Raw genomic sequence first — 24,190 nt, forward strand, 5'->3', positions numbered from 1 at the left:
CCAGTCATTTGGGCCTGCGCGCTTGGCTCACCATAAGCAAGGCTGGGAGGTCCCACCTCTGCATTGACATGCAACGGATGTTTTCCGAAGGGACTCCCTGGCAAGCGCCTTGGATACCCAAGGTTTTCGACCAGGTTGCCGAGATTGCTACCCGGTTTCCCGACCGCACAATATTCACTCGTTTCGTGACGCCGTCATCGCCAGAGCGACCAGGAATGTGGCGAACCTACTGCGCATGATGATGATGATGATGACCGAGCTCGACCCGATTCTAGTTGACTTTATTCCGGAACTGGAATGCCTGATTCCGCCAGCACGCGTCTGTGACAAAGTCACCTACTCACCTTGGATCAACGGCCAGCTTCATCGCGCTTTAACCGAGCAGGATATCGGAACGCTGGTTGTGACAGGAGGGGAGACGGACATCTGCGTGTTGGCGACAACCATCGGGCCGTCGATCTTGGCTACAAATAATCCTGGTTAAGGACGCGCTCTGGAGTTCTGCCGTCAAACCCACGACGCGTAGCTTCAACTCTTAGACCGATTCTCGAGGGGAACGTATCGGCTTGGCAACGGTTGGGTTCGGTGAAAGGAGGTTGACATGAACCAGATTATCTATCTCGTCGGCCTTGTCGTTATTGTGGTCGCAATCCTCGCCTTTTTCGGGATTGGCTAAGATCGTTCATAAATCTCCGCTCAGCAGGCGGGAGCTTTGCCGTCCTCGAAGGCAACCGGACGTTCCTGATCATCATGACGCTGGGACATTCATCGGAGGCAGGTTGCTCAGAATTGCGATGCAGTACTGTTGGCTGCGTTGGCAGCGATCCTTTTGCTTTCCGCGTGGAAGGTCTGGCGGCACTAATAGCATGCCCACAGCCTGCAGCCATCGGAGATGGTCCAGGTCATGTTCCCGCCCCAAGGGGATAATCGCCTCCTGGCCAGCCTGCGCTCCGCACAGTAATTTAGGCAATTCCCAGCAAGTTGGCGGTCGACAGCACATGGCTGCCTCCCTCTACGAGCCCATAAACGTCTATAAGCCGCTAGCGCCGGACAGCGGCGTCGTCGATGCGCGATGAGAGAATTTGACTGTGGACGGTATCAGGTTGCCGCTTCCCTTCACAAACGCGAATGACGGTGGTGGGTGTCTTTCAAGGTTACACACGGGCGGCGGAGCAGGCAGGCAGCTCAAATGGTGAAGCCTCTGTCATTGATCGCCCGGTGATGAAGGCCACCTCGTCAAGCATTGCAAGGGCCACCGCGCGAGTTACATTTGATACTTGAAAAGCACAATCGTATGCCCTCGGGTCCACCATTTTGGGGAGAACCCCATGACCGCCTCCCTCGACCATGCACCGGCTCATGCGAATACTCTGCGCCAGTTTCTCGTGCTCACCCTTGGGTCGGTAGGCGTTGTCTACGGCGACATCGGAACAAGTCCGCTTTATGCCTTCCGTGAAGCGCTTCGCCCGTTTGCGGAGGGTGGTCTGGGGCGCGAAGAGGTCGTCGGTCTCATTTCGCTGATGATCTGGACACTGACGATGATCGTCACCTGCAAATACGTGCTCTTCTTGCTCCGTGCCGACAACGATGGCGAGGGTGGCACGCTGTCCTTGCTTGCCTTACTCCTCAAAAAGGCCCCGCGATATGCGACGGGCATGTTCGTGGCAGGTATCCTGGGTGCCGCCCTTTTCATCGGCGATGCCATGATCACGCCGGCGCTCTCAGTTCTTTCGGCCGTGGAGGGGCTGAAACTCGTCACGCCAGCTTTTGATGATTACGTCCTGCCGATCTCGGCCGCCATCATGGTGCTGCTGTTTGCCGTGCAGTCCCGCGGCACGGGAGCCGTCTCCAGCTTCTTCGGGCCGATCACTCTCGTCTGGTTTTTCGTTATGGGAGCAGCCGGGGTCGCCCATATTGGGGACGATCTGGCGATCCTCGCAGCCTTCAATCCCATCCATGCGGTTACCTTTTTGTGGAGTGCCGGTCTTGTCGGCTTCATCGTGCTCGGCGCCGTCTTCCTCACGGTGACAGGAGCCGAGGCGCTGTACGCCGATCTCGGCCATTTCGGTCGCCACCCGATTCAGGCGGCCTGGTTCGCAATCGCGTTTCCGGCACTGGCATTGAACTATCTCGGACAGGGCGCGCTGGTGCTGTCCCATCCCGAAGCCATTTCCGATCCATTTTTCCTGATGTTCCCGCGCTGGGCCCTTTTGCCCGTGGTGATCCTTGCCACTGCCGCGACGATCATCGCCAGCCAGTCGGTGATCACCGGAGCGTTTTCGCTCGTGCGGCAAGCGATCCATCTCGGCTTCCTGCCAAGGTTCGAGATCTGCTACACCTCGGAAACCCAGACGGGCCAGATTTACCTCCCATTGGTCAACACCGCGATCCTGACCGGGGTACTTGTCCTCATGTTTGTATTCGGCAGTTCGGAATCTCTTGCCCCCGCCTATGGCGTATCAATCACCGGCGCCATGGTGATCGACACAATCCTCGCCTTTGCGTTCGTCCGCAACCAGTGGAATTGGCCGGCCCTCACCGCTATTGCGGTCCTGCTTCCCCTGTTTTTGCTCGAATTGGTCTTTCTCGGCGCCAACTTGTTCAAGATACACGATGGCGGTTACGTGCCCATCCTCATCGCCGGCACACTAATGACGATGATGTGGACCTGGCGCAAAGGCGTCAGCCTCCTGCGCCAGAAGACGGCCCGGCAGGAAATCCCTCTCAACCAATTCATAGCCGCAGTCGAGCGAATGTCCGAACATGCTCCCGTGATAGTACCGGGAACCGCTATCTTCCTGACCGCTACACCCGACAGTACCCCTGCGGTCCTCTTGCACAACATCAAGCACAACCACGTGATTCATCAGCACAACATCATTCTGACCATCAAGACGGCCAGAGTCCCCTATGTCCCGGAAAAGGATCGCTACACGCTCACAAAGCTTTCCGAACGGTTCAGCAAGCTGGAGCTACGCTTCGGCTTCATGGACGATCAAAATGCATCGCAGGCGCTCGCACAGTGCCGGAAGGCCGGCCTCAAGTTCGAGATCATGACGACGTCATTTTATCTTGGCCGGCGCAAGCTGGTTGCCGACCCGCACTCAGGCTTGCCGAGATGGCAGGACAAGCTGTTCATAGCGATGGCGAACTCTGCGATTGATCCCACCGACTATTTCCACCTGCCCGCAAATCGCGTTGTCGAGTTGGGAGAACAGGTTATCATTTAGGTGCGCGCGTACTGCGCGATAACCTGGCCGGGTAATGACGAATCCATGCTTGCCCTGGCGCGCGACAACGCATTGGCCATCAGCGCCGACGACACGTTCCTGATCTTCCTGGGCGACGGATTCCCGTCAACGTGCTGGAACGCCGAACGTCGTGAAGTTCCTGGAGCTCGCTGTTCTCTTGGGCTTCGATCCGCACGAAGCAATGAAACAGTTATCTCGAGGCCAGGAATAGCACTACGCAGGCGATCCGATATGAAGTGGGATCAGGAGCGTTCCACTCGATACATTATGCGATCATTTTGGCCCTCCCCCCCCGAACGTGAACAACCTAGCAACACGCCGTTTGCACGGGGCTCGTGAAGGACGGTTCCGTCGCCTCCATTGCGGTTCTCGGGGGAGGAGCCTGACGGGAAAATCGTGCCCCACAGCGGTCTTCTGATTTTGGCCGGCAGTGGTTAGCTGTACGTTGACCTGGAAGCTGGATCCCACCACCGCGAGCGCGCCACCCGGTTACCTTTCTTGCAATTATCAGCTAACTGTTCGAATGAGTCATCCCGGTCTTCGGGCCGACCAACAGCCATGTCGTCATCTTGCCCTTGCCCTTTATGTCAACGGGCCCCCGACATTCGAATTCGAATTGATCGTTCGCCTGCGCGTAGGTCTCAGGAGAAACCTGGACCCGGCCGGGCACGCCTGTAGTCTCCATCCGCGATGCGACGTTCACCGCATCGCCCCAGACATCATAGAAGAACTTCTTCACTCCCACGACGCCCGCAACAACCGGGCCGCTGGCTATGCCGATGCGAATGCACACGGTGCGTTCATGCGGATCATGCAATCGGCCGGCAGCATTGAGCATTTCGATCCCAAGACGAACCAGGGCAGCGGCATGATCCGATCGCGCCACGGGCACGCCGCTGACAACCATATAGTTGTCGCCCGTGGTTTTGATTTTCTCTAGGCCATGGCGCTCAACCAGCTGATCAAAGGCCGTGAAAACGTCGTTGAGGAATTCGACAAGTCGAACAGGCGAAGTTTGGCTCGCTTCGGCGGTGAACCCTGCCATGTCGGCGAAAAGAATGGCTCTGTTGCAAAAATCCCGTTGATGTCCGAACGAACGCCGAAGATTTGCAGCGAGACTATTGATGAGCGATTTCAAGTGGCGCCATTTTCAGGGTGAAGTGATTTTGTGGGCGGTGCGATGGTATTGTCGGTATGGGGTGAGCTACCGCGACCTTGAGCATATGATGGGAGAACGAGGTGTGCCCGTCGACCATTCCACGATCTATCGTTGGGTCCAGAGATATGCGCCGGAGATTGAAAAGCGGCTGCGCTGGCACTGGCGCCGGCCGCGGTCAACGAGCTGGCGCGTAGACGAAACCTATGTGAAAGTCCGGGGACAATGGACCTACCTTTACCGGGCCGTCGACAAATTCGGCAACACGATCGATTTCTATCTGTCCCCGACTCGCAATGCCAAAGCCGCCAAGCGCTTTCTCGGCAAGGCGTTGAATCGCCTGAAGGACTGGGAACAGCCAACCGTCATCAACACCGACAAGGCTCCGACTTATGGCATTGCCATTGCCCAATTGAAGGCCGAAGGCAAATGTCCCGGAGGCCTTGTGCACCGGCAGGTCAAATATCTGAACAACGTCGTTGAGGCCGATCACGGCAAGCTGAAGCAACTGATCAAACCGGTGAGAGGATTCAAGACGCTGAAAACGGCCTATGCGACGATCAAAGGTTTCGAGGTCATGCGCGCTTTGCGCAAAGGACAGGCCGCGATCTTCAACCTGACGGGTGACGTCCGTGGAGAAGCACGCATCGTTGAACGCGCTTTCGGCGTCGGACCGAGTGCGCTGACGGAGGCTGTAGCACTGCTCGCTCAGAATTTCGAAAGCCGCGAGGCTGCCAGGTAATCGACGTCCCGACCAACGGCCAACATAACCAAAATGGGAGTTTGCAACAGAGCCCTCGCGACCACAGGGTTTTCATCCGTTCCCTGCCATTTCGGGTTTTCCGAACAGCCTAGCCCGTCACAATGCGCTGTGACCAGCGGAAACCGATCTCGTGGAAATACAGGTCGGCGTGCTGCGGGCTGATATGATGAAAGACACCGGCAATGGTGCGGCGGATGCGGGCATTGAAACCTTCGACCGAATTGACATGAACGGCGTCACGAACGTATTCGCGGCTGGAATGCTTCACAGTGTCATGCCTGGCATAGTTCTCGCCAAGGGCTATGAACGCTGTCGCCTCATCGCTCATCAAATAGGCGTCGGGGTCGATCTGCGCTTCGGCGGCGCGCGCCGCTGCACGGAGCGAAAGACCCGTCACCACCGCAGCACGCGCGTCACCGGCCGGAGTGCCGGGTGTGACGTCATCTGGCCGCTGCACGATCACCATGACCGGCGTCTTCTGGGTATTCGGTAGACCTTTTCGGCCTCGTCCAGGTGGTGGATCGTCCGGATTTATTCTTGCTCGTCCACCGAGATAAAAATGGTCGATCTCCACCGTGCCATCGAGCATGTGTTCGCGCGCCGCCATGAGACGCAGCGCGTGTCCCATCCGCCAGGCCGTGGGTTGGCTCACGCCCAGAGCCTCGGCCAGGCGCACCGAGGACAAACCTTTATCCGACTGCAGCATCAGCCACATGCCCCTCAGCCAGACACTCAGGGGAAGCTTTGTGGAATGCAGCGGCGTGTGTGTCGTCACCGTAAACTGGAAGCGACAATCGCCGCTGGAGCATTGATAGAGACCCGGACGCGCACGCCGCTTGCCCATATCGCGCCCGGCGATCGCGATCGAGCGCTTGTAACCACAGGCGGGGCACTCCCAGTATCATCCAAATGCCCACAAGCGGGACGCGGCAACATCCGCAAGGACCGAAAGTGCCAGCGACGCAGAGTCTCGCGCAGGGCCGAACAGGCCGATCGGCGCCTTGATACGTGCCAGTTCGATTTCGCTGTGCCCCAGTCTCAACAATCGGTCGAGACGCTGTCGGTGCGTCCGCCTGCTCCCCAGAGCGCCAAGGTAAAAGCATGAGGTTTGCAGCGCCGCTTCAAGCACCGGAATTTCCTGCTCCAAGTCATGATGCAGAAGCAGGACGGCCGAAAAGGGGTCAACGATCTCTCGGATCAAACTCGATCCTCTGTCTGGAGCCAAGACAGTTACCTCAAATCCCGAACATTCGGCGAGGCGTGCAACGCTTCGCACTTCGATCGTCTGCCCTGAGATGATCACTTTTATGCTGGGACGATAGACGGTCAAAAAACTGCCGCCTACCCATCTGGCGCGGTCCGCCGGGCTGGCCAGCACCAGCGACTGTCGCTCTGGCCAGTACCGGAGACCGATGGCTTGGCGTTGCTTCAGGTATGTGAGGGCTTTTTCGATTTCTTCGACGCGTCGCAAGACATGGATTGCGACCGTGATCCCGCCTCCGCAAGGAAGCACAACGTCGAGGAACGGGGATCCATCACCGAACGACACGGTACGGTCGCATCCGTCTACCATGGCAAGAAGTGCTTCAGCGGCGACCGCAGCTTCGACACATCCACCGGAAACGTACCCCGCAAAGCGACCGTCGCTTAGGATGATCACCTGAGAGCCGAGTGCACGAGCCGCGCCGCCGCGAATCTCGACGAGTGTTGCTATCGCAACCTGTCCTGCCTTGAAGGCGTCAGCGGCGAACGTGAGGAGTTCAATCGGTTCATCCGTGAGAAGCGCTCTGACAGGTGTTGGCAGCGCGTGAAGTGAGATATCGTTCATCAGATCCATACGGTCGACCGGCGCCGCCTCCTCGGCGCCAGCTTTAACGGCAAGAATGGAGGCGCCCCGCTTGCCGCGCGGTGTCTTCAACTGCGCGGCAACGGCGATTCAGGTGGGATTACCCTCCCCGGCAGCTTGTCTCAGTCTCAAACCCGCAACAACGCCTTGATCGCGCGGCGTTCGTCCATCGCACGGTAACCTTCTGCGACGTCAGCGAGGGGAATTTCGAGATCGAAGACCTTACCCGGGTTTATTTCCCGGTTAAGCACCAAATCCATCAAGTACGGAAGATAGCGACGGACGGGAGCCGGGCCGCCCATCAGACTCTTCTGGGCAAAGAACAAGGTCTGTCCGTCGATCTGAACACCATGGGGAACTCCGACAAAGCCGATGTGCCCCCCGGGTCGAGCGCAGTTCATCGCCTGCGTCATGGCTTCTTGCGTTCCTACGCATTCAAGCACGGATTCGCCGGTCAGTTCCTTGATCCGGGCCACACCTTCGTCGCCTCGTTCCGAAACGATATGTGTGGCGCCGAATTCCAGCGCGAGATCCTGACGGGCTTTGTGGCGGCTCATGGCGATGATCTTGTCGGCCCCCATCTGCTTGGCGGAAAGCACACCCATCAGCCCGACGGCCCCGTCGCCGACGACGACCGCCGTCGAACCCGGCTGGACTCGTGCCGCATCTGCTGCATACCAGCCCGTGCCAAGAACATCCGAAACGGCTAAAAGGCTCGGAATGAGATCGTCGGCCGGCATCTCCGGCGTTGCGACCAGGGTGCCGTCAGCAAGAGGAATTCTGGCATAGGGCGCCTGCGCACCCGACATGAACTCGCGCTGTTCGCAGGAGGATGGAAACCCGAAGCGGCAATGGGGGCATGTATTGTCGGAGATGCAGAATGATCCCACGACAAACTGGCCAGGCTTCACCGTCTTGACCTCGTCGCCGACTTCGACGACCACGCCGCAATATTCATGACCCATATGAGCCGGCCCGCCCATCGGCTGGAGCCCGCGGTAGGGCCAGAGATCGGAACCACAAACACAGGACGCCGCCAGCTTGATGATAGCGTCGGTGGGCTTGAGGATTTTCGGCTCGGCGACCTCCTCACAACGGATGTCGCCTTTGCCGTGCAGAACCGTAGCCAGCATGCTTCACTCCCTTTCGATGGTGTCAGGACAAGCGCTCGATGCGAAGCGGAAATTCGCCGCGCGTCAGCAGGGGCTCGACGCCGCCATCAACGCGACCGAGCCGGATGAGATCTCTGGTGGAGACGTAATTTCCGTAGAAGAAGGCGAGATTGCCCCACGGGATATAGTAGCAGAGGTCCCCGGGGGCTGTGTCTGGAAAGGGGCCTCTTGCTTCCAGGTTGAGCTTACGCGGCATATAGGCAATTTTCTCATTGCCGAAATCCGAGAACGTCAAATCGAGCGGAAGCATCGAGGCAAAGTCACGTGCAGACTGATTGTCGTAGAGTGTCACCGTGACGTCGTGGTCGGCAAAAATGAAGCGTACCTTCATGTTCGTCTCCTCAGTCCATCCGAGGCGCGGCTGGATCGCGCCGTCAACGCCACCGCTGAGCAAAGTCGGTGTGTGAGCGCGCGGGCCTGTTTCATTTTGAACGCTCCCAATCAATGCACGCCGCCCAAGCGGCCACCGACGAACCCAGCAGAAGTGCTGCCGCCAAAGTGAACGAACTCCACCATCCGCTCCAGTCGAACAGGATCCCACCAGCAGCCGCGCCAACGGTAATGGCAAACTGGATGACAGCGACCTGGAGGCCCCCGCCCGCCTCCGCGTCGTCGTGGAGAACCCTGCTCAGCCATGTTCCCCATCCGACAGGGGCGGCGGTGCCAAAGAAGCCCCAAGCAATTAATAGAGCAGCGACTGCGGTTTTTTCCGAGCCCAGTGCAATGAGCATTACAGCTATCGCCGCCATGACAAGGGGAATGCCGATAACGATCGAATAGAGACGCGTAGCAAGCAGCGAACTGATGCTCCAGGTCCCGATGACGCCGGCGAGGCCCATCAACAACAGCACCAGAGACAAAGCGGAAACGGAGTAGCCTGAGACGGACTCGAGGAAAGGTCTTAGATAGGTGAACAGGGCGAATTGGCCCATGAACAGCAACAGAATTGCTGTCATGCCAATCGCAACCTGCCTGCGCTTGAGCAGTCGGAAAACATTGCCGGTAGCGCTTCTTTGGCGCGGCGGCAGCGAGGGCATGCTCAGCCATTGCCAGACAAGCGCAGTCAGTGCCAGCGGTACCACAAAAAAGAATGCCCCACGCCAACCAATGTAGTCGCCCAGAAAGCTGCCCAGCGGTGCGGAAATTGTCGCCGCAATCGCGTTCCCAGCATTCAGGATCGCAAGACCCTTCGGCACAGCGCTCGCCGGCAGAAGGCGCATGACAATCGCGGTAGACATCGACCAAAAGCCGCCAATTGCGATACCGAGCAAGGCGCGGCCGATCATCAGGAGTGTGTAGTTCGGGGCAAACGTAACGATGAGCCCCGAAACGACCAAGAGAAGCGACAACGAGGACAGGACGGCCTTGCGATCGATGTTGCGTGTGATGCCTGCGATGAACAGGCTTGTCACCACGGCGAACAGTCCCGAAATCGAGATTGCCTGTCCGGCCTGGCCCTCGGTCATGGCAAGATCGTTTGCGATCGGCGTCAAAAGACTGACGGGCATGAACTCAGAGGCGATCAGCACCGCGACGCACAGTGCCATGGAAACAACGGCGCCCCACGCTGCAGCGGGACTCGTTATCGTTTTATCGTATGTCACTTGTGTCATGATGTTTCGCCCTTCAGCTCACGGGTGGTTTTCTCCCTCCCAACTGACTAGCATTGTGGAAGCAATCGAATTAGCCGCCGCGCTTCGCTTGCATTAATGGAAGTGACCCATAAATCCGCGACCGCGCAAAGTACCGGGTGGCAACGCCGCGTACGACGCCGCCACACGCCGGATTGTTTCCAAAGCCCTAGTGCGAGCCAAGGAACTCGATAATCGCGCGCCGCTCTTCGGCGTTGTTGAAGCGCTGCGTCATGCGCGTTCCGCGGACCATCGCGCCGGGGTTTGTCAGGTAGGTCTCCAAGGTCTCCGGCGTCCACGTCACGCCGGATCCTTTAAGGGCGGGAGAATACTTGAAGCCCTCGACACTTCCGGCCGACCGGCCGATCACACCCTGCAGATGAGGTCCAACACCGTTCCGATTGGTGGCAAGTTGATGGCAGGCGCCGCAGCGCTGTTCAAACAACCGCTCGCCTGGCGACGCGTCCGTTCCTAGGGCATAAGCAGGCGCACAAGCGCCTGCCATCACGAGAGAGGCCAATGAGGCAAGGATGAGCGTTTTCAACCGTCGACTTCCTTGAGATCGAGTTTGGACAGAGGCAGGCTTCGGATGCGCTTGCCGGCGAGCACGGACAGAGCGTTGGCCACCGCCGGTGGGACCCCAGGTAAGCCCGGTTCACCGATACCGCCCATGGGCGCCCCGCTTTCTACGATCCGGACATGGACCCGCGGCATGCGATCCGGAGTCAGGATCTGATAGCCGTCGTAGTTGCGCGCTTGCGGCATGCCGTCCACGTAGACCACTTCTTCAAGGAGGGCCGAGGAAAGACCAAGGGCAACGGCCGAGTTCATCTGCGCTTCGATGATTGCGGGATTGACGATGCTGCCCGGATCGATTGCCACCCAGACATCGTGGACGGCGATGTCACCGTCTCGCAGCGATACTTCGGCGATCGTCGCAACCTCGCTGCCAAAGGGTGAGGCCATGGCAACCCCTCTCGCCCGCCGGGTGCCGTCTTCGGCAACAAACGGACCTCGTTTCCACCCGCCGGCGAGATCGGCCACCGCTTCAAGAAGCGTCCTGTGGCGCGGACTGCCGGCCAGCAGACGATGACGCAACTCGTAAGGATCCTGCTGACCTGCATCGGCCAACTCGTCGAGGAACGTCTCGTAGAAGAAGTCGTTCATCGAGTGGCCGACGGAACGCCAGAAGCCGATGATGGCGGGATCATCCACGTGGATCTGACCGACACGGCGGTTGGGGATTGCATAGACTTTGCCGGCGATACCCTCGACGGCGGAGCTGTCGACCTTGTCGGGCTGGCGACCAAACCAGCGGCCCGTGGGTCCTTCTCCGACCGCGACCGCCGAGAGTGCCACCGGCATACCTTTGGCATCAAGTCCGCCGCGGAAACGGACCGCCGCCATCGGCCTGAGCGCGTCACGCAAGAACTCCTCCTCACGGCTCCAAAGAAGCTTGATCGGACGCCCGACCGCCTTCGCAAGCTGGATCGCCTGGGGATACGGGTTCGCTGTCTGATAGAGAAAATGCCGCCCGAAGAAGCCACCGAGCATCGGCGAATGAATGATAACCTTTTCCGGAGCAATGCCAGCAAACTTCGCGGCATCGGCCTGGAACATCTCGGGTGCCTGGTTGGGTAGCCATAACTCGAGGGATCCATCCTCGTTCCAGCGCGCGAGCGCCGATGGGGGTTCGAGCTGGCCGTGCACGAGATAAGGCGCGTCATAGACCGCCTCGACAACGCGAGCTGCGCCCGCAAGCGCACCAACCGCATCGCCCTCCGTTTCGAAGGCTACGCCGTCGCCGGACGCCGCTTTCAATTTCGCCATATGCGCTGCGGACGAAAAATCGGCTGGCATCGGGTGCGATGCCGTGGAAGCGGCCTCAGTCCAGTTCACCTGCAAGGCCTCGACAGCGCGGCGGGCGCGCCACCAACTGTTGGCGACCACGGCAACTGCGCCCGGAAGTCTGTGGACGGAATGGACGCCGGGCATGCCGCGAACCTCAGCTTCATTCTGCATGGCCCCTGGCTCGCCGCCGAGCCGCGGGCTGTGCTGGACAGCGGCGTAGAGCATGCCGTCGATCTTCTGATCGATGGAGTACTTCGCCTTGCCCGTTGATTTGTCGCGCGCGTCAAGCCGCGCAAACGGCTTGCCGATCCAGCGGAAGTTCGCCCGATCTCGGAGCGGAACCTCAGCCGGCAATGGCAACGCGGCAGCGTCGTCGGCTATTTCGCCATAAGGGACCGTACGACTTGATGCGGCGTGGATCACTTTGCCTGGTTCAGTCGAAAGCTCGGATACAGGCACGCCAAGCTTTGCTGCCGCCGCCTGAAGGAGCATGTGCCGCGCGGACGCGCCGAGTTTGCGCATCGTGTCGTAGCTCATGCGGACGGACATACTGCCGCCTGTGAAACGCCCGCCGCCCGTCAGGAGGTAGTCGGGACCGGGCGGCGCACCTTCGACAACGAAGTTCGCGGGATCGACATCCAGCTCCTCACCGACGATCTGCGCCATGGCGGTGAAGATCCCCTGCCCTCCTTCGATGAAGGCACTGCGGAAAAGGACGGTGCTATCGGGCCGGATTTCCAGGAATGCCGCAACCCGGGAGCCCGGCGTGATAGCCGCAGGCGCGGCCGCCAACGCGCGGGTCCGGCTCGCCGGAAGGGTAACGCCAAGAACAAGCGCACCCAGGGACGCGCCAAGAAAGCCGCGACGGGATACCTTGAAAGGCTTGCCGTTCTCGCTGGCCAGAACCTCGGGGGCAATGGGCCTCATGTCATTCATGGTGCACCTCCGATCAAGCTTGGGCGGCGTCGCGGACGGCCGCGGCGATTGCGTTGTAGGTGCCACAGCGACAGAGGTTGACCATCGCGCCGGCAATGTCGTCATCACTCGGTTTGGGCGTTTGCTTCAAAAGCGCGGTGGCCGCCATAACCTGGCCGGACTGGCAGTAGCCGCATTGGGCGACCTGGTTGGAGACCCAGGCCTCGACAACTTTCTGGCCGATCGGATCATCAGCAACGGCTTCGATCGTCATAATCTCGGTGCCGGCGACGCTTTCTACGGGTGTGACGCAAGACCGCGTTGACTGCCCATCGACAAGCACCGTGCAGGCGCCGCATTGGGCGAGGCCGCAACCATATTTCGTGCCCGTCATTCCAAGCTCGTCGCGCAGAACCCAAAGCAGCGGCGTATCGGGTTCGATGTCGACCTGATGTTTTGTCCCATTGATCGTGAGTTCCATAGTGGTCTCCTCGGGTTGCACGTGATGCCTCGAACCAGGGCCGAACTGTCTCACCGCACACGCTAGCAAAGGACGCGGCTATGGATTAGTTGCCGTGCTTCGCTTACATTTATCGATGTGACGCATAAATGGGCTAGGGCAGGACCAAGCGGGAAGCGATGGCCAGAGAAGACTTCAACGACCTCCTATGGTTCCTCGCCGTTGCTGAGGAACGAAACTTTACGAGGGCGGCCGCCAAACTTGGCATAACCCAGTCGACGCTAAGCCATACGATAAAGCGGCTTGAAACCAGAATGGGGCTAAGACTGCTGACACGTACCACTCGAAGCGTTGCGTTGACCGAAGCCGGAGATCGCGTCTTTCAATCGCTTTCGCCCAGGATATCCGCCATCAGGAGCGATTTGGCGGCACTTACGGCGTTGCGCGACACGCCGTCGGGTACGATTAAGATCACCCTGTCGGACCATGCGCTCGAAACCATCGTTTGGCCAAAACTGCAGCCGGTCCTTTCGAAATATCCCGACATCAAGATCGAATTGAGCCGTGACAATGGCCTGCGCAACATCGTGGAGGATGGCTTTGACGCTGGCGTGAGGCTGGGCGAGAGTATCGAGAAAGATATGATCGCGGTCAGAATTGGACCCGACTGGCGTATGTTGGCCGTCGCCTCGCCCAGGTATCTTGCCGGTCGAGTCGTTCCCCAACATCCGCAGGATCTGATGCAGCACGACTGCATCAACATGCGGCAGCCAACCGGCGGCGGCCTCTATACCTGGGAATTTGAGAAGAACGGGCAGGAGCTTCGCGTCAGGGTCGACGGACAACTCACGTTCAACACTTCCTACCCCATGGTAGATGCTGCGCTGGCTGGCCATGGAATTGCTTTTTTGCCGGAAGACCTGGCGACCACACATATTGAAGCGGGACGTCTGGTCGCGCTGCTGTCAGACTGGTCCCCACCCTTCTCCGGCTATTATATTTACTATCCGAGCCGACATCAGAACTCGCCGGCATTCAAGGTGGTGGTGGACGCATTGCGGTATCAAAGATCGTAAGTGCGGTTCACAGGTGCGTTTCAATCCACTTGCTCCATCTCGCTCGGGACCGCGTGCTGACGCCGGCTCGCTCCCCTTCCACTTTGCTGCTGTTCGGTGGGAGGGAGATACCAGACCGCGATCGGTCGGCGACGCCCGCGCACGAAGCGGACCTGGTCTGGCTGCAGTCCCTGGACAATGGACGCCGGGTTCGAGCTTTGAGCTCTTGCTGCGGTAAGGAGATCCTCGCTGACTGCGAGTGGCGTGCCGATTTTGCGCGTCAGCCGTTCGAGTCTGCTTGCAACGTTCACGGTGTCACCCAATACGGTGTATTCCAGGCGGCGCTCGTCTCCGATATTTCCGACGATTACCTCGCCATAGTGAACGCCGATGCCAACCTCAATGACATAGTCGCCGCGAGCGACGCGCTGCTCATTCCAGAGCCGGATCTGCTCCAGCATTTCACGGGCGCATAACAGCGCTCGCGCTGCGTCATCGGGCCGGGGACGTGGCGTGCCGAAGTGCACCATGATCTCGTCGCCGATGTATTTGTCCACTGTCCCGCCATGGTCAAACGCAACGGTCGCCAGGCGGGCATGGAACTCCTTCAGCAGCTTCACGAGATCCTCCGGCGCAAGCCGCTCCGATATTTTGGTAAAACCAACCATGTCGGCAAACAGGATCGCGGCAGTCTGGAGCGTGGGTTCCCCGAAGCCGCTCGGCACGCTCGACAGCTCACGCACGATGTTCGGCGAAAAGTAGCGTGACAAGGCACTGCGCTGAGCTTCTGCTGCAACCTGCCTGCGCACCAGCCTGCGTGAGCGCCAAACAGAAATCGCAAGGATGACCGTGACAAGCACCAGGAACATCGTCTGATAGGAGAGGTTGATCAGGCTGACAGAGCGGGGATCGAGCACCAGCGCAATGATGTCTGCGTCACTAACGCCACCATTCAGCAAATCACTTCCATAGGCGATCGAGTTGGGCCGCGTGGCGATCCAGCAGTAGGCAATGTTCCAGATGACGATCGTGACCACGCCGCTCCAGATGACCAGGGCCGGCGAGTAGCTGAGCGCCATGCTCACAAGGAAAACGCCCAGATACAGGAAGTTCGGCAGCCGAAGATTGAGTTGAGACGTCCAGCCTTCGACAGCGAACGGCGATGGCGTCACAAAGATATAGGTCAAGACCGCGGCATCCACGGCCACGAACAACCAAGTCGCCACCGTCGCGTAGCGACTGTTGCGAGCCAAGCCAAAGGAAACTGCATTGAGAAGTGCAAACGCTACGATGGCCACCACATAGAGGCCCGAGCGGTCGAGAGGCACGGCAAGGAGCGCCCCCGCTGCGAGCGTGCCGAGGGCGACCAGTCGGCCCCAGAACATATAGGCGAGACCCTCATTGACTTCGCGGTCGATAGCGTCTCCAAGCGCATTCGACGAGCCGGACGAAGCGCCCCTTTCACCTACCGCGAACCGCTTGCTCGCGAGCCGTGCGACGCCCCTCAAGGCTGTCCTCCAAAGCTGCAGGTCTGCATGAAATCGCATTCTCGTCGATGCTTTCCTTGAAAAAGATCCGTGCGGTTGCCGAGGTGGTGCGCGCTCCGTCCGATGTGGTGGGGATTATAGCCGCCATCGCCAGGATCGATTAGAGCTGGAAACGCGCAAGCGGTTATGATGAGGCTCAATGAATTGTATCGACAGCCACACCCCACTCCCGCTCTTTCCGAGCACGGTCCCGCTGTCGAGTTCGATCGCGTATTCTACTCCTGGCAACCAATGGACGTTCCAGCCCACAGAAAGCGGAGGCAGTATCCTCGACGCTTGCCGCCTCGCGCAGCATTCATGAAATACACCCATGACTGCAAACGATCCGACAGAGGTAATCGGATCACGTTCGGCCAGTTATAGTCGCCGATATCGAACGAATGCGCGGCGTTTCGCCCCGCGACCGTTGCATCGGGCAGCGTGTCCCAGTTGAAGTGTCGAAGAGAATCGAACAAATGCGAAGCCCCAACCGCCAAATGACTGCGATCCTTTTCGCAACCTTCTTCACTACTTTGGCTCCCAGCGCCTTCGCTCAGACAAAGCATCGCAAGGCGACGCCTGTAGTCGGCACGGTGGTGCGGTTCACCGGCGGATCGACGTCGGTGGACGTAAAAATAGGCGAAGACAACCCAGCAGTCCGTGACTTTCTTTCAATGCTCCCGCTCAAGCTGAAGCTTGAGGAGTTCGCCGGTCGCGAAAAAATCAGCTATCTCCCTCGGAAACTTAAGCACACCGGATCACCCGGATCCGATCCTGAAGACGGTGACCTCATCTACTTCATTCCCTGGGGAAATCTCGGCTTCTATTACAATACGGCCGGAATCGATTACTCGAACCAAACCATTCACATCGGCACCTACAAGGCGTCGTTGGGTACACTCGAGAAGCTTGCGGACCAGCCAGTCACCGTCAAGATTCTCCAATAGCGGCTGCCATGGCGCCACAGTCATGCGTCGAGCAAACCACGATCAGGCAGCGGGTCGAATAGTTGCTGAAGGTTTTTTGAATGCACGGCGAGAAGTGACGGTTGCCACCCTGTGTGTTCCGGCCCGCGTTGGAAAACCTTGGAAAGGCGGAGGCCCTGGGACGCCTCGATCTATCGGCGATTGACCGTCGACGGCGCACCCCTCGCCTTGAAAGGAATCGAACCGCCGACAGCCAAAAGAATTGGCGTAGGATTTACTCGTCGCCGAGCTCAAAGGGCCATATCTGGGCACCGTGCAGAATGCGCAGAATGCGAACGCGGTCGACTGTCACCGTGTAGGCGGCGATGTAGGGAGTGCGAGGAATTACCAACTCCCGCGTTCCCTCAATTCGACCAGGGCGGCCGCTTTCGGGAAAGTCGAGGAGACGCCGAACTGCATGCGCAATCTCCTCGTCGACGTGCACCGCCGCTTTCGGGTTTTCACTTTCAATGTAGCTGAAGATAGCGTCTCGATCGTCAAGCGCATACTGCGCCCAGACAAGCCTCATCGGTCGCCAGCCCCGGCCTTACGCAGAGCTGCCGCCCGGCGCTCGCGAAAGCGAGCCTCAGCATCAGCGTCCTCGTAGTCAGGTCGCGTGTCCTCAAGTGCCTCCAACACCTTGGCGCGGAACCAGGCATCATGGGCGTCACTGCTACCGACCAACTCCAGCGGAAGTGAGCCTTCGTTCGCCGTTCGCGTTAGAAGGATACGAACGGCATCCGAGACCGTCAGCCCCATGTTCTGCAGGACAGCGGTGGCGCGGTCCTTAATGTCGGCATCAATCCGCGTCTGGACCAGTGCATTTGCAGCCATCATAGATCTCCTTCATGAGACGAATGTAGTGCAATTGCATGACATAATCCAGTATCGTGCGCCTAGTAAAAACTTCAGCCTCGGCCATCCGCGTTCCCGACGATACATTATGCGATCAATTTGGAACAAACAGTGCACACGGGGACGTTTAAGGCGTACGTTCAATTGAAGAACTTTTCGACCAGGTCTCCGTGCGCCTCAGTTAAACGCTGCGGGCATGCGCTCATCGTGGGGAGAGCCTCCGGCGCCCCTGTTTTGACAGGTGTGTGCGCAGTCAAAACACCTTTCCTTCCCTCAGATGGGTGGTCGTCCCGTTAACCAGGTGGTCGCCCAGCACCCTCGCCTTGTGCGAGAGGGGGTTGTGGTTGAGTACGGTGCGGATGTTGCGCCAGTGCCGATCGAAGTTGTTGTTGCGGGACGTCGCCGAGCCGCCGCCGAGCTCAAACATGCGCTCCGCACTTCGCAATCCGAGCTGGCCAATTACAAGCTGCGCTTGCGCTGTCGCACGGGAGCTGGCGATCAAGGCGTCCTCGATCTCGGCGTCCACCCCCTCGCCAAGCGCGGCAACTGTCTGATCGAGGGCAACTGCCGCCGCGGCAATCGCCGTGTCGATCGCGAAGGAATTGGCCGAAATTTCGCCGATGACCTGCTGGACGAAAGGATCCTGATTGGCCGTTTCGGCGCTGCTGTGGGCGGCGGAGCGCGCCTGCTTGCGGACATAGGCAAGTCCATCGGAAAGGACGTTGCGCACTGCGCCGGCAGCACTTGCCGCCAGGTGCAACTGTCGCAGCGTCGAGCAATGGCGCCCCACGAGATTGTCGAGGGCGCGGCGGGCCATCTCGTGCGGGAACACCTCGACATTGTCGAGGATCACGCCTCCACTTGCAGTCAGCCGCTGTCCCATGCCATCCCAATCGTCGAGAATGGTGATGCCCTCCCTGTCGACCGGCAGGAGAACACTGACGGCCTGCCCTTCCTCGTCCAGCGCACTGAACGAGGCGAAGTCGGCGAAGGCCGTGCCTGTGGCGTACCATTTGCGGCCATTCAGCCTGTAGGTGTCGCCCTGCCTGACGGTCGTCGTCGTCACCTGGCCGGGACGCGCCGTACCTTGTTCGGTATGGGCGCCGCCAAAGAGTTTTCCAGCAAGGATCAATTCAATGGCCCCTGCATCCCGCTCGCGCGGCTCGCTGAGGATGACGTTTTCGACATAGTTGAAATGCGACCTTAGGGCGTGCGCCACGTTGGAATCGGCTGCACCGATTGCGGCGATCATCTCGATATAGTCGGCGACCGACCCGCCCGGTCCCCCGAGTGCGACCGGGATGCGCAAGGTTCCAAGCTCCAGTTCGCGGAAGAGCTCGAAAGCTTCGAAGGGAAGCTTGCGCGACAGATCTCGCTCGGCCGCGCCCTTGGCGACCTCGGACACAAAGCCCGGAACGCGCGCGAGAAGTTCCGCGCGTGTCGGACGGGAAACGGTCAGCACCTTGGTTATCGTCACACATCAACTCCGAGACTGAACAAAAGGAGCGTGCAGCCGGGTAGCACCTCGGCTGCACGCGCGCCTTCGATGATCACGCGTCGAGATCATTTACGATTGCCCGTCGAGATAAATGTCTGCGCCGTTGCTCCAAAGATGCTCGACGCCGAGCTTCAGGTTCTTCACCCGCTTGTCGTAGACGGTGATGACAGCCGGTGTGACGATATCGAGCGTCGGCAGATCCTGAACGACCAGCTTCTGGAACTCGTTGAAGAGCTGCAGGCGCTTCTTTGGATCGATCTCAACGGCCGCCGTCTCGAGCAGTCGGTCGACGTCCGGATTGGAATACTTGGAGCCGTTGGTGAAGGGGACACCCGGCTTGAAGTTCTTCGACCAGTAGAGGCGCTGGACGCCGACGGTCGGATCGTAGAGGTTGCTCATGCCTTCGATGGCGATGTCGAAGTCGCGATCGGTGAAGACGCGCTTCACGAAGGTCGCAAAGTCCTGCGTTCGCAGTTCCACCTTGATGCCGACCTTGGCAAGCGCCTGTGCGATATATTCCGCGGTCTGTTTGGGAGGACCTGACGGCTGGGTCGGATCGATGAACAGCTTGAAGCGGAAACCGTCAGCGCCGCGGGCGTAGCCTGCCTCGTCAAGAAGCTTCTCTGCCTTGGCAGGGTCGAACTCGTACTTGGGAAGGTCCGGCGTGTAGAACTTCGCGAGATCCGGGCTCACAGGCCCGTCGAGCCGGGTCGCGTAGCCGAGATAGACGGTGTTGACGATGAAGTCCTTGTCGACCGCATGGGCAATCGCGTGGCGGACCTTGATGTCGGCCAGATACTTGTTTTCGAGGTTGAACTCGGCGCGGGCGATGCTTGGCGAATAGGGCGCCGGGTCGGTATCGACGACAAGGTTCGGATTGGCCTTCAGCCGGTCGATGTCGGTCAGCGGCAGGTTGGCCGTCGAGACCTGCACCTCGCCGGTTTCGATCGCCGCAACGGCTGCGGCCGGATCGATGATGAAGCGGAAGATGATCTGGTCAAGATATGGCTTGGGCGAACCCCAATAGTCCTCGTTCCGCACGAAAAGCGCGTGGCTGCCGCGCACCCATTCGACGAACTTGTAGGGGCCGGTGCCGACCGGCGCGACGTTGTGCGGGTTTTCCGCGATCTTCGTGCCCTCGTAGAGGTGTTTCGGAACGATCGGCGCCTCGAAGCTGGCAAAGGCGGTCAGCAGATAGGGAGCTGGTTTGGCAAGGATCAGTTCCACCTCATGCGAATTGAGGACATTTGCCTCCTTCACATGGGCGAAGGTCGCCCGGCCGCGCGGATGGTTTTCCTTCAGAGCGAGGATCGAAAAAGCAACGTCCTCGGCGGTGAAATCCTTGCCGTCGTGCCAGCGAACACCCTGGCGCAGCTTGAACCAGTAGCGCAGGCCGTCTTCGCTCACCGTCCACTCCGTGGCAAGCAACGGCTGAGGATTGAAATCCTTGTCATAGGTCAGCAGGCTTTCGGTCGCCTTGCCGCTGATGTAGTAGGCAGCGCCCGCGCTATGGGCAATGAGCACGAGAACCGGCGGCTCGGTACCGATATTGATCGATACGCTGCCGCCGCGCGTTGGCTCTTCGGCGGCGAACGTGGGCACCGGCAGCATCGGCACGGCAATCGCGGTCGCGAGCGCAACGGAGGATAGGAGGAACGCGCGGCGCGTCGACTTCAAAGTCCCGGTCTTTCTAGATGTCATCTGAATATCCCCAAGCAGGCGAAGCACAGGCCACGCCGATTTCTCCAGCACCCACCAGGGTGATCGCCAGACCTTATAAAATCTACTATATTTATCGAGATAGTGTAATTCTAAAGTCCGCGGCTTTTCTGAAAAAAGCTACTCAGGCCACTCCGTTTGCCGCGTCCCTGATGTTCACACGGAGAGGGTGACGCGCCGGCAGGACCGTTTCGATGGAGGAAAAGTTCTCGTTTCGATGAGCGCGCGACAATCCATCCCAAGATCCACCGGCAAAACGCAATCGACAAAATACATCAAATAAATAGATTACATCATTCACGTGCTTGCTTTCCGAAGGAGTTCCCATGCGACCCGAATTTATCGGCCACACGTCAAACAGGGAGGGGTCCGACATCGTCCCCGCCTCCGGTCCGGTCATCGATAAGGCCTACATCCGCAATCATGTTCAGGCGGCGGAAGCGGCGGGCATCGACCGTCTGCTGATCGGCCAATTCGCGCAATGGCCCGACAACAACCAGATCGCCGCCTATGTCTTCAGCCAGACGGAACGGATCGGGGCGCTGCTTGCCCACCGGCCCGGCCTGATGGCCCCGACACTCGGCGCGCGCCAGCTTGCCACCCTCGATCAGTTCTCCGAGGGCCGCTTGTGGGTGCATATCATCACCGGCGGATCCGACACGGACCAGGCTCGCGACGGCGACTTCGAGGATCACGACACCCGCTACGCCCGCACCGACGAGTACCTGCAAGTGCTGAGGAAAGTCTGGGAGAGCGATCAGCCCTTCGATCACGAGGGGCGCTTCTACAGGTTCAAGGGCGCCTATAGCCAGGTGAAACCGTTCCAGAAGCCGCGCATCCCGATCTCCTTCGGCGGCTCGTCGGACGCAGCGATCGCCGTTGCCGGCAAGCACGCGGATGTCTATGCGCTCTGGGGTGAACCGCTCGACGGTGCGCGGGAAACCATTGGCAAAGTGCGGGCGGCGGCGATCGCCAATGGTCGTGCGGCCGAGGATGTCCGCTTCACCCTCGCCTTTCGCACCGTGGTGGCGGAAACCGAAGACGCAGCCTGGGCAAAGGCGGCGGATATCCTCGATAAGGTCAAGTCGCAGGTTGCGCGCTCGGCCGGCGGCAATGGCGAGAAGCTGCCGTCGAACGTCGGTTCTGTTCGCCTGCGGGAGGCCGCCAGACGCGGCAAGGTGCTGGACAAGCGGCTCTGGACCGAGGTCGCAGAAGCGAGTGGCGCCGGCGGAAACTCGACCGCGCTGGTCGGAACGCCCGAACAGGTCGCCGACGCCATCCTCGACTACTATGACGCCGGCGTTTCAAACTTCCTCGTCCGCGGTTTCTACCCGACGGAGGATACCGTCACCTATGGCCGCGATGTCGTGCCCCTCGTCAAAGCCGGTATCGCTGAACGCGAAGCGAGAAAGGTTGCCGCCGCATGACCACGCCGCTCGATATCGTCGACATCCATGCCCATCTCTGGCCGCCAGCCTGGCGCCCCGGCGGGAGATACGAAAAGCCTGCTGGTGCATTTGCGCCGGACATACACCGAAAGATCACCACGCCCCAGGCGCTGGTCGATGAGCTTGAACAAAGCGGTGTATCGCTTGCCGTGGTCACCGCGACGATCGAAAGCCTCTTCGGAATGAAAGGGAGCGTGCCGCTCGAAGCGGTCCGGGAAGCCAACGACTGGCTGGCGACGCTTTCTCGCGAGCATCCGACACTCACCGGATTTGCCGTCGTCGATGCCTTCGCCGGCGATGAAGCGGCACGCGAGGCCGAACGGGCGATCGTGGAGCTGGACCTTTCAGGACTGGTTATCGACTCTTCGCGCGACGGCAAGTTCATCGCCGATCCCGCAGTCCGACCAACACTCGAAGTCGCGGCGCGTCACAGGGTTCCGGTTTTTGTGCATCCCGTTGCCCACCCGGACGCCGGGGTTCTGATCGACGGCGCCGGCAATCTCGGCAATTCGCTCGGGCGTGGGTTGATGAACGGCGTCGCCTTCCTGTCGGTCATCCAGTCTTCGCTGCTCGACGAACTGCCGGACCTGCATCTGGTCTTTGCAACACTCGGCCTTGGGGCAATCGTCCAGGCGGCACGCGGCGGCATCTATGCTCGCTCCCACCGTGAAGCGGGGCGACGGCCCAATATCTACTTCGACACGATGGGGCATGATCCGGACATCGTGCGCACGCTGACAGGCTTTTTCGGCGCAGACCGCGTGCTTGCCGGCACGGACTGGCCAATTCTTCCCGCGCTCGATGCGGACTCGTTGCGGCAGAGCTTGGCGCAATCCGGGCTAAGCGATCAGGAGGCACGTCTCGTTGCTGGCGGCAACGCCCGGCGCCTCCTCGGCCTGCGCCACGATCAGGCGGTGGCGGCGGAATAAACCCGGGCAAAACGAAGACCCGGATCAATGATCCGGGGCTTTTGCAACTCGACCGCCATCTGCCTGACGGCGCCGACACGAAACCTGTCAGGCAACGCGCTGCGAACGGGCAAGCGGAATGATCTCGGCTTCCGCAGCTCCGAAACGCGGCTCGCGTCCCTCGAGCGGATGGCCTGGATCGGTGAAGCCCGGGGTTGACGGATGACCAGGCGCGACGAGCCGGTCGACCAAAGCCTCGTCTTCCGCATCGAGCTTGATGTCAAGCGCGCGGATATAGGCATCCCAATGCTCTTCCGTGCGCGGCCCTGCGATGGTCGAGGTGATCAGCCGATTGTTCAGCACCCACGCGAGCGCAAAATCGGCGGCCGCAATTCCCTTGGCCTGAGCGTGCGCTGCGATCTGCTTGGCGATCGCAATCGATTCCTCGCGAAACTCGACGTCGTGCATGCGCTTGTCGCCACGCCCGGCGCGTGTGTCCGCAGCCGGGGCTTCGCCCGGATTGTACTTGCCCGTCAGAACGCCGCGGGCGAGCGGGCTGTAGGATACGGCACCCAGACCGTAGGCGGCAGCCGCCGGCAACTGCTCGGCCTCGGCGGTGCGGTTGACGATGTTGTAGAGCGGCTGGCTTGCAATAGGCCGGTCAATGCCGAGCTGGTCGGCGAGATGGGCGACTTCCGCGATGCGCCATCCCCGGAAGTTCGAGACCCCGAAATAGCGCAGCTTGCCGGCCTTGATCAGGTCGGCGATCGCCCGCACCGGCTCTTCGAGCGGAGCATCGAAGACGGCGCGGTGGAAGTAGAGAATGTCGATGTAGTCCGTGCCGAGATTGCGCAGCGAGTTTTCGACTGTCTGATAGACCCATTTGCGCGAATAGCCGCCGAGGTTCGGCCCCTTCGCACGCGAATTGACGAACTTCGTCGCCACGACCCAATGGTCGCGATGCGCCTTGATGCCGCGTCCGACCACCTCTTCCGACTTGCCGTCGTGGTAGACGTCGGCCGTGTCGATGAAGTTAATGCCTTGCTCGCGCGCCTTGTCGATGATGCGGAAGGCAACGTCGTCCGGCGTCTGGTTGCCGAACATCATGGATCCGAGCGTCAGCGGCGACACTTTGAGGGCGCTGCGCCCAAGATAGCGATACTCAACCATT

The 24,190-nt window shown here is 59.9% G+C and carries 21 protein-coding genes and 2 pseudogenes; 8 read left to right on the forward strand and 15 right to left on the reverse strand.

Going from position 1 to position 24,190, the window contains the following annotated elements:
* Window positions 1-68: 68 nt before the first annotated feature.
* The 3 genes and pseudogenes from IB265_RS20350 to IB265_RS20360 all read left to right on the forward strand — a co-directional run.
* Window positions 69-523 (forward strand): annotated as a pseudogene (locus IB265_RS20350) (cysteine hydrolase); the annotation flags it as partial.
* Window positions 524-1,328: 805 nt separating this feature from the next.
* Window positions 1,329-3,230 carry a potassium transporter Kup gene (locus tag IB265_RS20355; RefSeq protein WP_192495112.1) on the forward strand — a complete coding sequence of 634 codons (1,902 nt, stop codon included), beginning with the start codon at window positions 1,329-1,331 and terminating at the stop codon, window positions 3,228-3,230.
* Window positions 3,231-3,590, forward strand: a complete 360-nt coding sequence (locus IB265_RS20360) for an adenosine-specific kinase (protein WP_309140404.1) — start codon at window positions 3,231-3,233, stop codon at window positions 3,588-3,590. It abuts the gene before it with no gap.
* A gap of 172 nt (window positions 3,591-3,762) precedes the next feature.
* On the opposite strand, the gene IB265_RS20365 is transcribed toward IB265_RS20360, so the two are convergent.
* Window positions 3,763-4,389, reverse strand: coding sequence for an adenylate/guanylate cyclase domain-containing protein (locus IB265_RS20365; protein WP_246806005.1), 627 nt, complete (start codon window positions 4,387-4,389; stop codon window positions 3,763-3,765).
* Between IB265_RS20365 and IB265_RS20370 the strand changes: the two genes are divergently transcribed.
* A complete protein-coding gene (locus IB265_RS20370) occupies window positions 4,376-5,149 on the forward strand; it encodes an IS6 family transposase (protein WP_057248636.1) in 774 nt (257 codons plus the stop codon). The genes IB265_RS20365 and IB265_RS20370 overlap by 14 nt on opposite strands.
* 112 nt (window positions 5,150-5,261) lie before the next feature.
* Here IB265_RS20370 and IB265_RS20375 read toward each other — a convergent pair.
* From IB265_RS20375 to IB265_RS20410, 8 genes and pseudogenes are all read right to left on the reverse strand, one after another.
* Window positions 5,262-6,062: pseudogene (locus IB265_RS20375) on the reverse strand (IS1595-like element ISRm32 family transposase); the annotation flags it as partial.
* Between the two features lie 9 nt (window positions 6,063-6,071).
* Window positions 6,072-6,998: an XdhC family protein gene (locus IB265_RS20380; RefSeq protein WP_057248796.1), complete on the reverse strand. Its 927-nt coding sequence runs from the start codon at window positions 6,996-6,998 to the stop codon at window positions 6,072-6,074.
* A gap of 146 nt (window positions 6,999-7,144) precedes the next feature.
* Window positions 7,145-8,149 carry a zinc-dependent alcohol dehydrogenase family protein gene (locus tag IB265_RS20385; RefSeq protein ID WP_192495113.1) on the reverse strand — a complete coding sequence of 335 codons (1,005 nt, stop codon included), beginning with the start codon at window positions 8,147-8,149 and terminating at the stop codon, window positions 7,145-7,147.
* 22 nt (window positions 8,150-8,171) lie between these two features.
* On the reverse strand, window positions 8,172-8,555 hold the full coding sequence (locus IB265_RS20390; RefSeq protein ID WP_375293079.1) for a cyclophilin-like fold protein: 384 nt from the start codon (window positions 8,553-8,555) through the stop codon (window positions 8,172-8,174).
* A 55-nt stretch (window positions 8,556-8,610) separates the two neighbouring features.
* A complete protein-coding gene (locus IB265_RS20395) occupies window positions 8,611-9,801 on the reverse strand; it encodes an MFS transporter (protein ID WP_057248634.1) in 1,191 nt (396 codons plus the stop codon).
* Between the two features lie 187 nt (window positions 9,802-9,988).
* Complete coding sequence (locus IB265_RS20400) at window positions 9,989-10,363, reverse strand: cytochrome c family protein (protein WP_192495114.1); 375 nt, start codon at window positions 10,361-10,363, stop codon at window positions 9,989-9,991.
* Complete coding sequence (locus tag IB265_RS20405) at window positions 10,360-12,606, reverse strand: xanthine dehydrogenase family protein molybdopterin-binding subunit (RefSeq protein WP_192495115.1); 2,247 nt, start codon at window positions 12,604-12,606, stop codon at window positions 10,360-10,362. The genes IB265_RS20400 and IB265_RS20405 overlap by 4 nt, the downstream gene beginning before the upstream one ends.
* 13 nt (window positions 12,607-12,619) lie before the next feature.
* Window positions 12,620-13,066 carry a (2Fe-2S)-binding protein gene (locus tag IB265_RS20410; RefSeq protein ID WP_057248632.1) on the reverse strand — a complete coding sequence of 149 codons (447 nt, stop codon included), beginning with the start codon at window positions 13,064-13,066 and terminating at the stop codon, window positions 12,620-12,622.
* 158 nt (window positions 13,067-13,224) lie between these two features.
* Between IB265_RS20410 and IB265_RS20415 the strand changes: the two genes are divergently transcribed.
* Window positions 13,225-14,121 carry a LysR family transcriptional regulator gene (locus tag IB265_RS20415; protein WP_057248631.1) on the forward strand — a complete coding sequence of 299 codons (897 nt, stop codon included), beginning with the start codon at window positions 13,225-13,227 and terminating at the stop codon, window positions 14,119-14,121.
* Window positions 14,122-14,141: 20 nt separating this feature from the next.
* Here the strand turns inward: IB265_RS20415 and IB265_RS20420 are convergent, their stop codons facing one another.
* On the reverse strand, window positions 14,142-15,608 hold the full coding sequence (locus tag IB265_RS20420; RefSeq protein ID WP_210334535.1) for an adenylate/guanylate cyclase domain-containing protein: 1,467 nt from the start codon (window positions 15,606-15,608) through the stop codon (window positions 14,142-14,144).
* Between the two features lie 515 nt (window positions 15,609-16,123).
* On the opposite strand from IB265_RS20420, the gene IB265_RS20425 reads away from it, so the two are divergent.
* Entirely contained in the window at window positions 16,124-16,573 is a 450-nt protein-coding gene (locus IB265_RS20425) for a cyclophilin-like fold protein (RefSeq protein ID WP_200964158.1), read from the forward strand.
* A 253-nt stretch (window positions 16,574-16,826) separates the two neighbouring features.
* Here IB265_RS20425 and IB265_RS20430 read toward each other — a convergent pair whose 3' ends face one another.
* The 4 genes from IB265_RS20430 to IB265_RS20445 all read right to left on the reverse strand — a co-directional run bounded on the left by IB265_RS20430 (window position 16,827) and on the right by IB265_RS20445 (window position 20,645).
* Entirely contained in the window at window positions 16,827-17,120 is a 294-nt protein-coding gene (locus IB265_RS20430; protein ID WP_057248628.1) for a type II toxin-antitoxin system mRNA interferase toxin, RelE/StbE family, read from the reverse strand.
* Window positions 17,117-17,425 (reverse strand): type II toxin-antitoxin system RelB/DinJ family antitoxin, encoded by a 309-nt coding sequence (locus IB265_RS20435; RefSeq protein ID WP_192495117.1) that lies wholly within the window; start codon window positions 17,423-17,425, stop codon window positions 17,117-17,119. Before IB265_RS20435 ends, IB265_RS20430 begins: the two co-directional genes overlap by 4 nt.
* A 274-nt stretch (window positions 17,426-17,699) precedes the next feature.
* Window positions 17,700-18,923 carry an acyl-CoA dehydrogenase family protein gene (locus IB265_RS20440; RefSeq protein WP_192495118.1) on the reverse strand — a complete coding sequence of 408 codons (1,224 nt, stop codon included), beginning with the start codon at window positions 18,921-18,923 and terminating at the stop codon, window positions 17,700-17,702.
* Between the two features lie 90 nt (window positions 18,924-19,013).
* Window positions 19,014-20,645, reverse strand: a complete 1,632-nt coding sequence (locus IB265_RS20445; protein ID WP_057248793.1) for an ABC transporter substrate-binding protein — start codon at window positions 20,643-20,645, stop codon at window positions 19,014-19,016.
* A gap of 344 nt (window positions 20,646-20,989) precedes the next feature.
* Between IB265_RS20445 and IB265_RS20450 the strand changes: the two genes are divergently transcribed.
* Window positions 20,990-22,090 (forward strand): LLM class flavin-dependent oxidoreductase, encoded by a 1,101-nt coding sequence (locus IB265_RS20450; protein ID WP_192495119.1) that lies wholly within the window; start codon window positions 20,990-20,992, stop codon window positions 22,088-22,090.
* Window positions 22,087-23,040 carry an amidohydrolase family protein gene (locus tag IB265_RS20455; protein ID WP_192495120.1) on the forward strand — a complete coding sequence of 318 codons (954 nt, stop codon included), beginning with the start codon at window positions 22,087-22,089 and terminating at the stop codon, window positions 23,038-23,040. Before IB265_RS20450 ends, IB265_RS20455 begins: the two co-directional genes overlap by 4 nt.
* A gap of 87 nt (window positions 23,041-23,127) precedes the next feature.
* Here the strand turns inward: IB265_RS20455 and IB265_RS20460 are convergent, their stop codons facing one another.
* Window positions 23,128-24,189: an aldo/keto reductase gene (locus IB265_RS20460; RefSeq protein ID WP_113131739.1), complete on the reverse strand. Its 1,062-nt coding sequence runs from the start codon at window positions 24,187-24,189 to the stop codon at window positions 23,128-23,130.
* Window position 24,190 lies beyond the last annotated feature (1 nt).

This window comes from Ensifer sp. ENS10 (assembly GCF_014852025.1).
Lineage (GTDB): Bacteria > Pseudomonadota > Alphaproteobacteria > Rhizobiales > Rhizobiaceae > Ensifer.

Coding starts and splice junctions, on each gene's coding strand:
- IB265_RS20355 (WP_192495112.1), top strand. CDS start 1,329: ATGACCGCCTCCCTCGACCATGCACCGGCTCATGCGAATACTCTGCGC.
- IB265_RS20415 (WP_057248631.1), top strand. CDS start 13,225: ATGGCCAGAGAAGACTTCAACGACCTCCTATGGTTCCTCGCCGTTGCT.
- IB265_RS20410 (WP_057248632.1), bottom strand. CDS start 13,066: ATGGAACTCACGATCAATGGGACAAAACATCAGGTCGACATCGAACCC.
- IB265_RS20380 (WP_057248796.1), bottom strand. CDS start 6,998: ATGAACGATATCTCACTTCACGCGCTGCCAACACCTGTCAGAGCGCTT.
- IB265_RS20405 (WP_192495115.1), bottom strand. CDS start 12,606: ATGAATGACATGAGGCCCATTGCCCCCGAGGTTCTGGCCAGCGAGAAC.
- IB265_RS20460 (WP_113131739.1), bottom strand. CDS start 24,189: ATGGTTGAGTATCGCTATCTTGGGCGCAGCGCCCTCAAAGTGTCGCCG.
- IB265_RS20445 (WP_057248793.1), bottom strand. CDS start 20,645: ATGACATCTAGAAAGACCGGGACTTTGAAGTCGACGCGCCGCGCGTTC.
- IB265_RS20435 (WP_192495117.1), bottom strand. CDS start 17,425: ATGGCTGCAAATGCACTGGTCCAGACGCGGATTGATGCCGACATTAAG.
- IB265_RS20455 (WP_192495120.1), top strand. CDS start 22,087: ATGACCACGCCGCTCGATATCGTCGACATCCATGCCCATCTCTGGCCG.
- IB265_RS20395 (WP_057248634.1), bottom strand. CDS start 9,801: ATGACACAAGTGACATACGATAAAACGATAACGAGTCCCGCTGCAGCG.
- IB265_RS20425 (WP_200964158.1), top strand. CDS start 16,124: ATGACTGCGATCCTTTTCGCAACCTTCTTCACTACTTTGGCTCCCAGC.
- IB265_RS20370 (WP_057248636.1), top strand. CDS start 4,376: ATGAGCGATTTCAAGTGGCGCCATTTTCAGGGTGAAGTGATTTTGTGG.
- IB265_RS20450 (WP_192495119.1), top strand. CDS start 20,990: ATGCGACCCGAATTTATCGGCCACACGTCAAACAGGGAGGGGTCCGAC.
- IB265_RS20385 (WP_192495113.1), bottom strand. CDS start 8,149: ATGCTGGCTACGGTTCTGCACGGCAAAGGCGACATCCGTTGTGAGGAG.
- IB265_RS20430 (WP_057248628.1), bottom strand. CDS start 17,120: ATGAGGCTTGTCTGGGCGCAGTATGCGCTTGACGATCGAGACGCTATC.